General features: G+C 60.7%; 13 protein-coding genes. 3 read left to right on the top strand and 10 right to left on the bottom strand.

The annotated features are described in order from the left end of the window. Positions 1 to 8 precede the first annotated feature (8 nt). Genes ACVVH8_RS23240 through ACVVH8_RS23215 form a run of 6 tightly spaced genes read right to left on the bottom strand, consistent with a single transcriptional unit; the run spans position 9 to position 6,778 of the window. Positions 9 to 1,340, bottom strand: coding sequence for a DUF58 domain-containing protein (locus ACVVH8_RS23240; protein WP_475226554.1), 1,332 nt, complete (start codon positions 1,338 to 1,340; stop codon positions 9 to 11). Between the two features lie 49 nt (positions 1,341 to 1,389). Beyond that, positions 1,390 to 2,391: an AAA family ATPase gene (locus ACVVH8_RS23235; RefSeq protein WP_103306435.1), complete on the bottom strand. Its 1,002-nt coding sequence runs from the start codon at positions 2,389 to 2,391 to the stop codon at positions 1,390 to 1,392. Then, positions 2,388 to 3,551, bottom strand: coding sequence for a DUF4350 domain-containing protein (locus ACVVH8_RS23230; RefSeq protein WP_475226552.1), 1,164 nt, complete (start codon positions 3,549 to 3,551; stop codon positions 2,388 to 2,390). The genes ACVVH8_RS23235 and ACVVH8_RS23230 overlap by 4 nt, the downstream gene beginning before the upstream one ends. Continuing rightward, on the bottom strand, positions 3,548 to 5,095 hold the full coding sequence (locus tag ACVVH8_RS23225) for a DUF4129 domain-containing protein (protein WP_475226549.1): 1,548 nt from the start codon (positions 5,093 to 5,095) through the stop codon (positions 3,548 to 3,550). The genes ACVVH8_RS23230 and ACVVH8_RS23225 overlap by 4 nt, the downstream gene beginning before the upstream one ends. Continuing rightward, positions 5,082 to 6,059, bottom strand: a complete 978-nt coding sequence (locus ACVVH8_RS23220) for a stage II sporulation protein M (RefSeq protein WP_401299761.1) — start codon at positions 6,057 to 6,059, stop codon at positions 5,082 to 5,084. Before ACVVH8_RS23220 ends, ACVVH8_RS23225 begins: the two co-directional genes overlap by 14 nt. Further along, positions 6,056 to 6,778, bottom strand: a complete 723-nt coding sequence (locus ACVVH8_RS23215; protein ID WP_103306439.1) for an RDD family protein — start codon at positions 6,776 to 6,778, stop codon at positions 6,056 to 6,058. Before ACVVH8_RS23215 ends, ACVVH8_RS23220 begins: the two co-directional genes overlap by 4 nt. A 181-nt stretch (positions 6,779 to 6,959) precedes the next feature. Here ACVVH8_RS23215 and sbcB point away from each other — a divergent pair, with 181 nt between their 5' ends. After that, positions 6,960 to 8,390: an exodeoxyribonuclease I gene (sbcB, locus tag ACVVH8_RS23210; RefSeq protein ID WP_103306440.1), complete on the top strand. Its 1,431-nt coding sequence runs from the start codon at positions 6,960 to 6,962 to the stop codon at positions 8,388 to 8,390. A 96-nt stretch (positions 8,391 to 8,486) separates the two neighbouring features. Here sbcB and mvaT read toward each other — a convergent pair whose 3' ends face one another. Beyond that, positions 8,487 to 8,864, bottom strand: a complete 378-nt coding sequence (gene mvaT, locus ACVVH8_RS23205) for a histone-like nucleoid-structuring protein MvaT (RefSeq protein WP_103306441.1) — start codon at positions 8,862 to 8,864, stop codon at positions 8,487 to 8,489. Between the two features lie 337 nt (positions 8,865 to 9,201). On the opposite strand from mvaT, the gene purU reads away from it, so the two are divergent. Both purU and ACVVH8_RS23195 read left to right on the top strand, forming a co-directional pair. Then, a complete protein-coding gene (gene purU, locus ACVVH8_RS23200; protein WP_007912774.1) occupies positions 9,202 to 10,050 on the top strand; it encodes a formyltetrahydrofolate deformylase in 849 nt (282 codons plus the stop codon). A gap of 86 nt (positions 10,051 to 10,136) precedes the next feature. Further along, positions 10,137 to 10,313 (top strand): hypothetical protein, encoded by a 177-nt coding sequence (locus ACVVH8_RS23195; RefSeq protein ID WP_177431453.1) that lies wholly within the window; start codon positions 10,137 to 10,139, stop codon positions 10,311 to 10,313. A gap of 43 nt (positions 10,314 to 10,356) precedes the next feature. On the opposite strand, the gene ACVVH8_RS23190 is transcribed toward ACVVH8_RS23195, so the two are convergent. From ACVVH8_RS23190 to ACVVH8_RS23180, 3 genes are read right to left on the bottom strand one after another with little or no spacing between them, the layout of a single operon-like run. Continuing rightward, on the bottom strand, positions 10,357 to 11,352 hold the full coding sequence (locus tag ACVVH8_RS23190) for a lysylphosphatidylglycerol synthase transmembrane domain-containing protein (protein ID WP_103306443.1): 996 nt from the start codon (positions 11,350 to 11,352) through the stop codon (positions 10,357 to 10,359). Then, a complete protein-coding gene (locus tag ACVVH8_RS23185) occupies positions 11,349 to 12,125 on the bottom strand; it encodes a DUF2334 domain-containing protein (RefSeq protein ID WP_475226545.1) in 777 nt (258 codons plus the stop codon). The genes ACVVH8_RS23190 and ACVVH8_RS23185 overlap by 4 nt, the downstream gene beginning before the upstream one ends. Further along, the gene (locus ACVVH8_RS23180; protein WP_475231222.1) at positions 12,118 to 13,209 is read right to left on the bottom strand and encodes a glycosyltransferase family 4 protein; all 1,092 of its coding nucleotides are present in this window, start codon (positions 13,207 to 13,209) and stop codon (positions 12,118 to 12,120) included. Before ACVVH8_RS23180 ends, ACVVH8_RS23185 begins: the two co-directional genes overlap by 8 nt. Between the last annotated feature and the right edge of the window lie 241 nt (positions 13,210 to 13,450).

Below are 13,450 nucleotides of genomic sequence, written 5' to 3'. Positions count from 1 at the left end.
TGTGTCAGTCACAAACCTCCACCCTTCTTCAGCGCCAGATACCGCGTCACCAGTTCGGCCCCCAATTCTGCGGGCCGAACATCCATCACCGGAACACCGTGGGCGACAATTCGCTCATGCAGTTCCGTGCGTTCATTGAGGTAGTTGACTGTCCCGCAATAGGCCAGCGCTTCCGGCAAGGTCTGCACCGGCACTTGGCGCAAGGTGTCGAGTGTTGTTTCGCGCAGGCTCGCCACCAGCACCCGGTGTTGCTGGCTCAGACGTTTGACGGCACCGAGCAGTTCATCATCGTCCTCATCACGCAAATTGGTCACCAACACCACCAGCGCCCGGCGTTTTTGCCGGGCCAGTAACTGGTTGATAGCGGCCTGATAGTCGGCGGGGCGCTGGGTGCTGTCGAGGTCGTATACCGCGTTGAGCAGCACGTTCAGTTGGCCGCTGCCCTTGACCGGGGCGAGGTGGCGCGGTTGATCACTGGCGAAGGTACTCAGTCCAACGGCATCGCCCTGACGTAGCGCAACGTAGCTGAGCAGCAGGCAGGCATTGAGCGCATGGTCGAAGTGCGACAGCTCATCATCCTGACTGCGCATGCGTCGGCCGCAGTCGAGCAGGAAAATGATCTGTTGATCGCGCTCGTCCTGATACTCGCGGGCAATCGGCGTGCGTTGGCGGGCGGTGGCTTTCCAGTCGATCTGGCGCAGGCTGTCGCCTTCACGAAATTCGCGCAACTGATGAAACTCCAACCCTTGCCCGCGCCGTTGCCGCTGGCGCACGCCGAGTTGGCTGAGCCAGTTGTCCACCGCCAGCAGTTCACCGCCGTAGAGACGGGCGAAATCCGGGTAGACGCGGGTGCTGTCGATCACGTTGAGCAGGCGTTTACCTGACCATAACCCCAGCGGGCTCGGCAGGTTCACTTCGCAGTGTTCGAAGCTGAAGTGGCCGCGTTTGAGCGGGCGCACGCGGTAGCTGATCAGGCTGATCTGGCCGGGCTGCAATTCGACGTCCAGTGGCAGGTTTTCAAAGCTGAGTCCCTCCGGGACATGGTCGAAAATCTGCAGGTTCAGTGGCGCGCTGAAGTCGTGTTCAACGGTTAACTGCACCTCACCCCAGCGGCCAAGCGCGAGGCTGCCGGGCATCTGCCGTTTGATCCGCACCGTCGGCAGTCGCTTGAGGCGCAACGCATCGAGCGTCGCCAGCGCCAACAGTGCCAGCAGCAATCCCCAGTTGATTGACAGCAGGCTCTCCGGGACATCGATTGCCAATGCCTGCAAGGTGCCCAGCACAAGGCCGATGCCGAGCAGGATGATCAGCCAGATCAGCAGCAGACGCGAAGGTTTCATGGCAACGCGATCCCCTGCAAGCGCTGCCGAAGGCTGCGATCTTTTGCGTTCACAGGCGCGGCACCGGAATCTGATCAAGCAACTGCTGCAGCACTTGATCGACTTGCAGGCCCTCAATATCCAGTTCCGGCGCAATGCGCACACGATGGCGCAACACCGCCAGCGCGCAGCCCTTGATGTCATCGGGAATCACGAATTCACCGCCGCGCAGCAGGGCCCGGGCGCGGGCGCAGCGCACCAGCGCAATCGAGGCCCGAGGCCCAGCGCCCAAGGTCAGGCCCGGCCAGGTGCGGGTGCTGCGCGCCAGGCGCACGGCGTAATCGAGCACCTGATCGTCCAGCGGCAAATCACTGGCGATACGCTGCAACGCCTGCACGTCCTTGGCTTGCAACACGGTGCGTAATGGCTGCACGTCGAGCATGTCAGCGCGGGTCGAACGGCTGACCTGGCGCACCATGTTCAGCTCCTGATCGGCATCGGGATAATCCATGCGCACCTTGAGCATGAAGCGATCGAGTTCGGCTTCCGGCAGTGGATACGTGCCTTCCTGCTCGATCGGGTTCTGCGTGGCGAGGACCATGAACGGCTGCGCAATCGGCAAGGCGCGGCCTTCCAGCGTGACCTGACGTTCCTGCATCGCTTCGAGCAAAGCAGCCTGGGTTTTTGCCGGGGCGCGGTTGATTTCGTCGGCCAGCAGCAGGTTGGTAAACAGCGGCCCTTTGCGCAGCTTGAACTGCTCGGTGTGCAGGTCGTACACGGCGTGGCCGGTGACGTCGCTGGGCATCAGGTCCGGGGTGAACTGAATACGTGCGAACTCGCCGCCGAAGCAACGTGCCAAGGCGCGCACCAGCAGGGTTTTGCCCAGTCCCGGAACACCCTCCAGCAACACATGGCCGCCGGCGATCAGCGCAGTCAGCACGTCGTCGATGACTGCGTCCTGGCCGATCACAGCCTTGTGTAATTCATTGCGCACGGCCTGCGCCAGTTGACTGGCACGCTGGCGCTGCTGGGCGGCGTGGCTGGCGCTGCCGGGCTCGATCTGTTCAGTCATAGCGTGTTCCTCAAGGTTTGCAGGTGGGCGACCTGGCGGCAGAAATCGGCATTGGACATCCGCCGCTTCGGCACCGGGCTCAAGGCCTGGCTAATGGCACGGGTCGGTTGCCGGGTCAGGCGCGACAACGCCAGCCATTGCTCGGCAACGTTCAATTGATCGAAGCCGGGATGGCGGCGTCGGGCGCGGCGCAACACGTCTTGTTGCAGAGCTTGCAACAGCGATTGCTGACCGTTGTGGCGCAGCATGAAATCGGCACTGGCGCGCAGGTGTTCCTGCAACTGGCGGCGACCACTCGGCACGGGCGCCTGAAGCGGGCCATGGCGCACACTGGCCTGCCACAACCACAGGCCGATCAACGCGAGCAGGGCGACGATGGCTTGCGGGAAGTAGCGCCAGAGCAGCGTCAGCAGGCCATCGTGCTCGGTGTTGTAGATCAGCGTGACGTCGGTGTCGGCGCTCAGATACCAGAGCAGCCAAGCGTTGTCGTACTGGGCAATCGCCGTGGTTTTCCACAGCTCGGCATCGGTGACCACGGTGATCGAACCGAGGCTGTAGGGCAGTTGCATCATGTGCGTGGCCTTGGCGCTGTTGGCCCAGGCATGCGCAAGATTCTTCGGGTCGTCGAGATGAAAGTCGGTATCGAAGCCTGCGTAGGCCGGTGCGTCTTCGTCTTCCAGGTACAGTTTGGTCAGGGCGGGGTACGGCTCATGGGGCAGGCCTTCGGGCGGGTCCTTCAGATCCTTGGTCAGGGCCTGATGCAGTTGCACACGATCAAGCAGCAGATCGTTGCTTTGTCTGGTCTGCGGGTCCCACAGTGCTTCGGCGACGAACACCAGCCGCCCACCGGCCCGGGTCCAGTTCAACACTTGATCGACCTGACGCGGGGGCATCCGCGATCGATCGTTGAACAGCAAGAGTGTGTGCCCGCGTGGATCGATATCCGGCAGCACCGCGAGGCTTTCGGCATGGTCAACGTGGATGCCGCGCTCACGCAGAAATATTTCTGCCGCCAGGTAGGGGTTGGCCTGCGCGACGGGTGAGGGGCCGTGATCGACTTCCTCCTGATAAGGCTTGGCGGCCATGAACAGATACACGCTCAACGCCGCCAGCAGCGCGAAGAGCAATCCGCCGAGCCACCACAGGCTGCGCCGATTCAACGCGAGACTCCGTGACCGAACAGGGCGCGCCAGCCATCGCACAGTTCCTGTTGCAGATGCGCCGCCGGTACGCGATGCCCATAGGCCATGTTCTGCCAGTGAGTGGTCAGGATGCGGCTGAAGGCGAGCAGTTCCGGTCGTTGAAGTTGTTCGACCCGCGCCAGTACCTGGTTTTCCGTGTCGGCGTCCTTGAGCGTCAGATCGAAGTCGTGGAGCAAATGGCTGAGCAGGCCTCGATAGAGCAGGCTCAGCGCGGCGCGTGGCTGACTCTGCCAGAGTTGTTCGGCGTGGGCGGCGATGTCCTCGGGCAGGGTTTCGCGGTTAAGGTCGAGACCAAAGGCCTGTTGCGGCACTGGTCTTTTCGCTCGCGCAGGCAGCGCCGGACGGCGGCTGACGAACGCTTGCAGAAACTCGCGATAGCGCCAGATCAACCAGCCGACGGTGGCAATCACTGCGCCCCACAGCACCACTTCGATGACGGTGGCCAAGGTATTGAATTGTCGGCCTTCGAGCCAGCCGAGCAGGGTTTTCAGCCATTGCGGCGCTTCACCCTCCTTGTCGGATTTGGCCGGAGTTGCCGGATCTTCGCCAAAGCGATAGCGAGTGACGGACTCCTTGTTTTTGAACGGCGGTTGTTCGAGCAAAGCCTTGATGCTGTCGTGCGAGGCCTGACTGGTCAGCGGCTGATTCAACAAGCGCGGCGTATCCGGGCTGCTGTCAGCTTCAGCGGCCCACACCGAGGGCACGTTCGGCAGTAGCAGGCACACCGCCAGCAGCACGCCGAGCACGCTGCTGTTCAACCGTTGGCGCAAGCGGCGGAACACCAGTTCGATGTCCCACGCCTCCAGTTGCGTGCGCCGGTTCAGATAGAGGCTGAAACCACAGGCCACGTAAATCGGTTCCCACACCACCAGCACCAGCGCATAGAAAGCGTTAGTCAGGTGTTCCAGCCAACGCCAGTCCTGGTCTGCCGCGAGGATCAACGATTGCCAGTCCCAGTCCGTTTCGATCTGTTGCGGCAACAGCAGGTAGAACAGCACCATAAGGCCGATCCACAACGCCGTTTCCAGGTGCATGCCAATGATGGTCAGCCATTGCGCGGCGCCGGCATTGCGTTGCAACAGCACGTGCAGTCGCTGTTGCCGTGCACTGCCATCCAGGCCTTCAAGTTGCACCACAGGCATCAGGAAACTTCGGCTCAGACTCAGCCGGCGCCAGGTCAGGCTGGCCAGGAGTTGCGGTTTGAGCAGACGTGGCCACTCGCGCAGGGCTTGCCTGAGTGTCGGGGTTTCACCGAACAGGGCTTTGGACAGGATGTACAGCGGCAGGCGTTCGTACGCCGGTTTCAGCCACCAGAAGATAAACAACGCCAGTGACGGCGAATCCCATAGCAACAGGCTGAGCAAGACGAACAGCGGCAGGGTGACGATCGCCCAACTGGTCATCAACAAGCGCCGGTGTTGCTGGCTCATGAGCACGCCCAGATCCATGGCTTCCCAGGCGGTGCGCGGACGGATCACCACCGTTGCGTCACTCAGGCGCATGACGGGACCTCCCGGCGAACAGCAAATAGCTCGCCACCAACGCCCACAGCGTGGCGCCGACCAGGTATTTGGTGAGTGGGGCAACGCTGGTTTTCGATGACCAATAAGCTTCGATAAACGCGGCGATCAACAGGAACAGCATGACCCCGCAAATCAGCAGTACGCTTTTGCGCGCGGCGCGTTTCAAGGCTTCGGCGCGGTTCAGGCGTCCCGGCGCGATCAATGCCCAGCCCAGTTCCAGGCCTGCCGCGCCGGCCAGCGCAATGGCCGTCAGTTCGAAGGCGCCGTGGGCAATCACGAATGACCAGAAGGTCTGACCGAAGCCGATTTCTGTCAGGTGCCCGGCTACCGCACCGATGACCAGACCGTTATAGAACAGGAAAAACGCACTGCCCACGCCCATCAGCAAACCGCTGGCGAAGGTCTGGAAGGCAATGCCGATGTTGTGCATCACGTAGTAACCGAACATCACCCAGTCTTCACTGGCGGCGCGATCGGCGGGGCGCCCGAGGTGGCCGGCCACCGGGTCGTACATGCCTTGCATTTCACGCACCTGATCGGCGGGGATCAGGTTGTAGACCAACTCGGGAAACACATACACCAGCACACCGACGCCGATCAGGCTGCCGAAAAACAGCAGGCACGCCACCAGCACAAAAGGCCATTCGGCGCGCACCAGTCGCGGGAAGTCGGCGAGGATGAAGCTGAGCAGGTTGGCGCCCAATCGACTGCGATGCCGGTAAAGCTGCTGATGGCCGCGCAAGACCTGCTGTTGCAGGGAATCGATGAGGAAACTGCTGTAGCCGCGCTCCTGCGCCAGTGCCAGATGCTGGCAAAGGCGTCGATAGGCTTTGGGGAAACCGGCCACTTGCGAGGTTTCCTTGCCCCGTTCGAGGCGTTCAAGGGCCAGTGCAAAACGCTCCCATTCGGCCTTGTGACGATTTTCGAAAAGGCTTTGCTTCATGTTGGCCCCAGCAGGCCGCGGGCGATACCGTTGAGTTCAGCAACGGCTTTGGGCGCGGAAATATGCAGTGGCTGAGCCAGCAGCGCCGCCAGTTCGTTAACCCGTGCCGGCGTCAGTTCGGCCTGACGTTCGGCAAAGCCGAGCAGGGCGCGTTGTTCGCTGAGGGTGAGGGCAATCGGTGCGCGACGGGGTTCCGCGGCGGGTAATTGCGGGCGGCTGACTGGCTGTTCGCTGTAGACCACCAGCGTACCGGCGGCGATATCGCCCAGCCGTTTGAAAGTCGGGTGTTGCAGGCAACTGATGGCGCCGAGAAAGTAGCCGAACGGCAGCAGATCGACAAAGCGCAGCAGGTTGCGCAGCAACGACGCCGACCAGCCGATAGGCGTGCCGTCATCGTGCACCACGCGCAGGCCCATCCATTGTTTGCCCGGCGAGCGTCCCTGGCGCAGCACTTCGAACAGCACCATGTACCACCAACTGATCGCAAACAGCAGTAACGAGCCGAGGCCCATGCCGAGCTTGCCGAGGAACGCCAGCACAATGAACAGCGCACCCATGATCAGGCCGCGCAGACCCAGATCGATCGTGAAGGCCACGGCTCGTACCATCAGCCCGGCCGGGCGCAACGGCAAGTCGATGCCTTCCGGCGTTTCGACCTGATGCCGCGTATCCAGCGGCGGGGCCAGCGGTGCTTTCCTTGGCGCTGTGGGCTCGAGCATGGGCTACCTGATGTTCGCCTGTTCGGGGTGCAAGTGGGGTCGATGCTAGCAGCCTCTCGGGGGAAAACGACATAACTATGTATTGCACAGCATGTGGCGCCAGGTGTTTGAATGACGCGAGGCTGGCCGCGACTGCGGTTGTACGCCTAGACTTCGCCGATCTTCAGTTCAGGAACCGCCCGTGACTTCCATCTTCTGGTACGACTACGAAACCACTGGCATCAATCCCCGCAGCGACCGCCCGCTGCAGGTTGCAGGGATTCGCACCGACCACGACCTCAACGAAATCGATGAGCCGGTCAATCTCTATTGCCAGCCCAGCGAAGACATCCTGCCGCATCCGGCCGCTTGCGCCATCACGGGTATCACGCCGGGCCAGCTCGCTGAAAAGGGCTTGAGCGAAGCCGATTTCATGACCCGCGTCCACGCGCAACTGGCCGCGCCCGGCACTTGCGGTGCGGGTTACAACACCTTGCGTTTCGATGACGAGATGACGCGTTACAGCTTGTATCGCAACTTCTTCGACCCGTATGCCCGCGAATGGCAGGGCGGTAACAGTCGCTGGGATCTGATCGACGTGGTGCGTGCCGCCTATGCATTGCGCCCGGACGGTCTGGTCTGGCCGACCGATGACGAAGGGCGGGTAACGCTCAAGCTCGAACGCCTGACCGCCGCCAACAACATCGATCACGGGCATGCTCACGAAGCGTTGTCGGATGTGCGTGCGACCATCGCACTGGCACGGTTGATCCGCGAGAAGCAGCCAAAGCTGTATGACTGGCTGTTCCAGTTGCGCAGCAAGCAAAAGGTCATGGACCAGATTCGCCTGTTGCAACCGCTGGTGCATATTTCCGGGCGCTTTTCGGCGGCACGCAGTTATGTCGGCGTGGTGTTGCCATTGGCCTGGCACCCGAAAAACCGTAACGCCTTGATCGTCTGCGACCTGCACCTGGATCCGCAGGGCCTGCTTGATCTGGATGCACAAACGCTGCGCCAGCGCCTCTACACCCGTCGCGACGACTTGCTCGAAGGTGAGTTGCCAGTGCCGCTCAAGCTGATTCATATCAACCGCTGCCCGGTGGTGGCGCCATTGTCGGTATTGCGTGCACCGGATCAGCAGAGACTGGGGCTGGACATGGCGCTTTATCAGGAGCGAACACTGCGACTAACTGACGCACAACAAGTTTGGAAAGATAAAGTTGCGGCCATTTATGCCAGCGAAGATTTCACCCCGAGCGAGGATCCGGAGCAACAGTTGTACGACGGATTTATCGGTGACCGCGACCGGCGTCTATGTGAGCAAGTGAGAAACGCCGATCCTGCGCAATTGGCGCAAGAGCAATGGCCTTTCGATGACGAACGTTTGCCTGAATTACTCTTTCGATATCGAGCGCGTAACTTTGCCGATACGTTGAGTTTTGAAGAGCAGGAACGCTGGCGAATATTTTGTCAGCAGCGTTTATCCGCGCCGGAATGGGGCGCGCCGAATACCTTGCAATCTTTTACAGAAGCCGCAGAGCAATGGGCGCTTAGTGCGACACCGATGCAGAAAACCGTGCTTAATGAATGGCAGAATTATGTCCAGGCATTACGCAAACGTTTGAATCTTTGAAATCGAACATGCCGGGACTAAATCCCAGGCATAAAAAAACGCCAGCATTCGCTGGCGTTTCTTTTTTCGCGGATTGCTCTGCGAAGACGTTACGGCTTAGCCCAGCAGGGTAGCCCAGCCTTCAACCACGTCACCGCCCCACTTGGCTTTCCACTCTTTCAGAGTCTTGTGGTTGCCACCTTTGGTTTCGATGACTTCGCCGTTGTGCGGGTTTTTGTATTGTTTAACTTTGCGAGCACGCTTGGTGCCGGTAGTTTTTGCTACACCGCCGCGTGGAGCTTTGGTTTTCGATTCCGGGTCCAGCAGCGCGATGATGTCACGCAGGGACTTGGAGTATTCGCCCATCAGGGTGCGCAGTTTGCCTTCGAATTCCAGCTCGGTTTGCAGTTTGTCGTCTTGCGACAGGTTCTTCAAACGGGCTTGCAGCTCTTTGATAGCTTCTTCGGTGGCGCGATATTCGTTGATCAAGGACATGATTACTACCTTAGTAGAGTGCTGGATGGCAGGGGACAGTGCCGCAATAATAGTCAGGCTGTTTCATCAAGTAAACATTTAAGCGGACTTTTTATTTAAATTAGTTACGAGAATTAGCAGCCAATTGAATGTTCAGTTAAATAGTGTGATGCAGTCATCACAGATATTCACAGTGATCTGATCAGGCACTGCCACTGCACCGCCATCACGTTGACGTTTCAGTCCGTCAAAAAGCCTGCGGCCGGGGCGATGTCCACGCCGACGTTGATCAATACTGCAGTTTTGTTGCGCAGTCGCTAGAATGGCGGCCTTTGCGAAGTTCTGGAGTTTCCCCCTCATGCGCACTTTTCGGCTGGTGATTTCTTGCCCGGACCGCGTTGGCATCGTTGCCAAAGTCAGTAATTTTCTGGCAGCCCACAATGGCTGGATCACCGAAGCGAGCCACCACTCGGATAATCAGGTTGGCTGGTTCTTCATGCGTCACGAAATTCGTGCCGACTCGCTGCCATTCGGTATCGAAGTTCTGCGTGAGAAGTTTGCGCCGATTGCCGAAGAGTTCTCGATGGACTGGCGCATCACTGACACCGAGCAGAAAAAACGCGTAGTGCTGATGGCCAGCCGCGAGTCCCATTGCCTGGCCGACCTGCTGCATCGCTGGCATAGCGATGAGCTGGATTGCGAGATCTCCTGCGTGATTTCCAACCACGACGACCTGCGCAGCATGGTCGAGTGGCATGGCATTCCTTATTACCATGTCCCGGTCAATCCGCAGGACAAGCAACCGGCCTTCGATGAAGTGTCGCGCCTGGTCAAACAGCACGACGCCGAAGTGGTGGTGCTGGCGCGCTACATGCAAATCCTGCCGCCGGACATGTGCCGCGAATACGCGCACAAAGTCATCAACATTCACCACAGCTTCCTGCCGTCGTTCGTCGGCGCCAAGCCGTACCATCAGGCGTCCCTGCGAGGCGTGAAGCTGATCGGCGCGACCTGCCACTACGTGACCGAAGAGCTGGATGCCGGCCCGATCATCGAGCAGGACGTGGTCCGTGTCAGCCACAGCGACAGCATCGAAGACATGGTGCGTTTCGGGCGTGACGTCGAGAAAATGGTGCTTGCGCGCGGCCTGCGTTATCACCTCGAAGATCGCGTGCTGGTGCATGGCAACAAGACCGTGGTGTTCTGATCGAACCCTCGCGTGCTTGAAAATCGAAGGGCCTGGGCGTTCAATCGCTCCAGGCCCTTCGCCGTTTCAGACCTGAGGAAAAGCTCATGAGCGATCCACTCGACAAAGCCACATCGAAAGCACCCGCCACCTTGGGTGAAGGCTGTTTGAGTCGTTATGACCCCGAAGACATGAGCCCTGAGGACGGCACGGAGTTTCCGGGTGCTGCCGAGTTGTGGGAGCAGGTGAAACCGGAGTCCGACGAAAGTACCGAGTCGAATTGAAAGACCGCCGTTCAATGTAGGCGCTGCCGAAGGCTGCGATCTTTCAGGCTTGACGCACCTTCATCAATTTCCTCAGCAACGGCCGCCCGAGCATCATCAAAAACACCGGCCCACCCACCACCAGATAGAAGTAGAACGTCACCACCCGCCAAATCAGAATCGCCGCTGCGGCGGTGGATTTGCCGACCATCGGCGCCAGCAGTGCCGCCGAAGTCAGTTCCGCCGCACCTGCGCCACCGGGCAACAGACTGAATTGCCCGGCGCCCAGCGAGACCATCTGCACCAGAAAGCTCCACGCCCACTGCAAATCCGCGCCCAATCCGCGTAGCGCCAGATACAGCACGCTGTAGCGCAGCAACCAGTGCACGCAGGTCAGGGCGAAGACTTTGCTCAGTGTCTGCCACGGCAGCTTCAGCGTATCGATGAACGCTGCGAGAAAGTGCAGTAGCTTGCGCGCCCAGCGGCGGCGAGTACTGGCCCGCACGTTGAGGCGGATCAGCAAGCGTCCGCTGAGTCGAATCAGTTGGCGGTGATAGCGCGCCAGCAGCACGCAACTGCACAAGCCGCCGAACAGCGAAACGGCGCTGACAATCAGCAACCCTTCCATGCGATCGCTGAGGTGCTGGAACAGCGCGTAAATCAGAATCCCGCTGAGGGCGCAGAGAAAGAACAGCAAATCACTGAGCTGATCCATGGCAAACACCGCGCTGCCCCGGGCCGGGCGCACGCCGCTTCGGGCCAGCAGCGCCATGATCGTCAGCGGGCCGCCACTGCCGCCGGGTGTCGCGCAGTAGGCGAACTCGGCGGCCATCACTACGCCGAGGCTTTTTAGCGGGGTGACTTGATCCCGTTGATCGCCCAGCAGTAGCCGCAAGCGCAGGGTATTGATGCCCCAGCACAGCAAAATCATGCCGAACATGATCAGTAGCCAGGGCAGCGGAAAGCTTTGCAGACGCGCCCAGATATCGCTGCCACCGAGCAGCAGCGGGATCAGTACGGCGGCGAGCAGGCCGACCAGCAAGACGATGCCGCGACTCATGCGGCGCGTCCCGGTTGACCGCGCTGTTGAGCGAGCCAGTTTGTTTTGGTCATTGGTACGCGTCCTTCATTCAGTAGCCGTTGCAGGGTGTTAAACCAGTAATCGCGGGAGAAGTTGTGGCGCATGTCCACCGGGTGCAAGCCTAGCCGAATCACCGGCGCCTGGCGCCAGCGTTGTTGACGCTGCTCGCTGAGGATTTTCGACAGGCCTCGACGCCAGGCGCTGCGGGCGCTCCAGACCAGCCCCGGGGCCTCGACCGGGCTAAAATCCGGCAAACGATAAAGATGTTGCGGATCGCTGGTGTAGTGCAGCGGCAGTTCGCGCAGCGCCTGGCGGGTGCCATCGCTCATCAGCCACGCCGGGGCGACGAAACCGTGCAGCGGCCAGTCGTAGCGCTGGAACACTTCGATGCCGGAACGCAGACGCGCGAGGGCGGCGCTATGGGGCAACTTATAAAACTCACCTTCATGGGTGTAAATCCGGCGCATGAACCAGTCCCGGGGCGAGCTCGGTGGCGGCCCGTCATCACTGTGAAAATAGCCGTGCAAAGCCAGTTCATCGTCACGGGCGACTCGCTCGCTGAGCATCCGGCAAAACGCGGGATGGGCGTCGAGGGCGTCGTGCCCATGAAAGTCCGGTACCACCAGCCAGGTCATGGGGATACTGCCCAGCGCATCGACGGCTTCGACAAAGGGGCGATAATCCGCCCACGTCGATGGCGCCACATCGTGCAGGACCAGCAGGATCGCGGGACGCTCGCAGGCTTCAGCCATTGGCCACCTTCGGAGTCGAATTGCCGAGTACCGCGTGATAGTGACCGAGCAGGCTGTCGACCACTGCGTCCCAGGCGTAATGGCGCTCGACATACTGGCGCGCCTGTTGGCCGAGGACGTAGCTGCCGCGACTGAACAGCTCACGCACGGCATTGGCCATCGCTTGCGGATTGTTCGGCGTGCAGAGCAGGCCGCAGCTGTCGTTGACGATTTCGGTGAACGCGCCAGCCGCCACCGCGACCACGGGAATACCGCAGGCCATGGCCTCCAGGATTACCAGCCCGAAGGTTTCCTGATCGCCGGCATGTACCAGCGCATCGGCGCTGGCCATCAAACGAGCGACGGTCGGAGCCTTGCAGAACTCATCAATGACGCTGACGTTGTCCGGCACCACGGCGGGCATCGCCGAGCCGACCAGCAGCAGGTGATAGCGAGGGCCAAGGCGTTGCATGCATTTGAGCAGGACTGGCAGGTTTTTCTCTTTTGAGCCGCGTCCGGCGAAGATCAGCAGGCGTGTGTCTTCACCGATGCCCAACTCGGCGCGCAGCCCCGGATCGCGGGCGTCGGGGTGGAAGGTTTGCAAGTCAACGCCCAGCGGCTGCACGAAAACATTACGCACGCCGAGACCGGTGAGTTTGTCGGCCATCACCTGGCTGGGCGCCAGTACCCGGTCGAAGTTGCCGTAGAGCTTGGTGACATAGGCCTCGACGTTCGGCGTAAGCCAATGGCCCATGCGGTTGCTGACCAACAGCGGCAGGTCGGAGTGATAAAAACCGATCACCGGCACATCCAGCTGCCGCCGGGCATCCAGTGCCGCCCAAGCTGTGAGGTAAGGGTCGCCGACTTCGATCAGATCCGGCTGCAAATCCTGCAGGACGTTGCGCCAAGGGGCTAGTCGGACGGGGAAGCGGTAACCCTTGCCGAAGGGCAGGGCGGGAGCGGGAACCGTGTAAATGCCATCGTGTTCACCGAAATGCGCACCAGGGATCAGCAGGCTGTGGCGGATCCCTGCCTTGACGCCCAGCCGTCGGTGCTTGGCATCCAGGTAAGTGCGTACGCCACCGCTGGCCGGGGCGTAGAACATGGTGATGTCGGCGATGTGCACGGTGATCGTCCCTCCGCTGCGTTGTTCTCCCTTGGTTGACCTTTATCCAGAATAGATGTTCGGTCGGGATTACGCGGTGGGCCCCTCACCCTAACCCTCTCCCGGGGGAGAGGGGACTGATCGAGTTGTTTTTTCGAGTTACGCCGACCTGAAATACCGAGCCGAACTCAGTTTTGAAAGGCTTGAAGATCGGCTCCCTTTCCCCCTCGCCCCCTTTGGG

It is taken from the genome of Pseudomonas trutticola BRTCR10, from assembly GCF_056155105.1.
The sequence above is the reverse complement of the archived record's forward strand: the minus strand, read 5'-3'. Positions and strand labels throughout refer to the sequence as shown.

Coding starts and splice junctions, on each gene's coding strand:
- ACVVH8_RS23195 (WP_177431453.1), top strand. CDS start 10,137: ATGAGCGATCCACTCGACAAAGCCACATCGAAAGCACCCGCCACCTTG.
- ACVVH8_RS23190 (WP_103306443.1), bottom strand. CDS start 11,352: ATGAGTCGCGGCATCGTCTTGCTGGTCGGCCTGCTCGCCGCCGTACTG.
- purU (WP_007912774.1), top strand. CDS start 9,202: ATGCGCACTTTTCGGCTGGTGATTTCTTGCCCGGACCGCGTTGGCATC.
- ACVVH8_RS23225 (WP_475226549.1), bottom strand. CDS start 5,095: ATGCGCCTGAGTGACGCAACGGTGGTGATCCGTCCGCGCACCGCCTGG.
- ACVVH8_RS23235 (WP_103306435.1), bottom strand. CDS start 2,391: ATGACTGAACAGATCGAGCCCGGCAGCGCCAGCCACGCCGCCCAGCAG.
- mvaT (WP_103306441.1), bottom strand. CDS start 8,864: ATGTCCTTGATCAACGAATATCGCGCCACCGAAGAAGCTATCAAAGAG.
- ACVVH8_RS23215 (WP_103306439.1), bottom strand. CDS start 6,778: ATGCTCGAGCCCACAGCGCCAAGGAAAGCACCGCTGGCCCCGCCGCTG.
- ACVVH8_RS23220 (WP_401299761.1), bottom strand. CDS start 6,059: ATGAAGCAAAGCCTTTTCGAAAATCGTCACAAGGCCGAATGGGAGCGT.
- ACVVH8_RS23240 (WP_475226554.1), bottom strand. CDS start 1,340: ATGAAACCTTCGCGTCTGCTGCTGATCTGGCTGATCATCCTGCTCGGC.
- ACVVH8_RS23180 (WP_475231222.1), bottom strand. CDS start 13,209: ATGTTCTACGCCCCGGCCAGCGGTGGCGTACGCACTTACCTGGATGCC.
- ACVVH8_RS23185 (WP_475226545.1), bottom strand. CDS start 12,125: ATGGCTGAAGCCTGCGAGCGTCCCGCGATCCTGCTGGTCCTGCACGAT.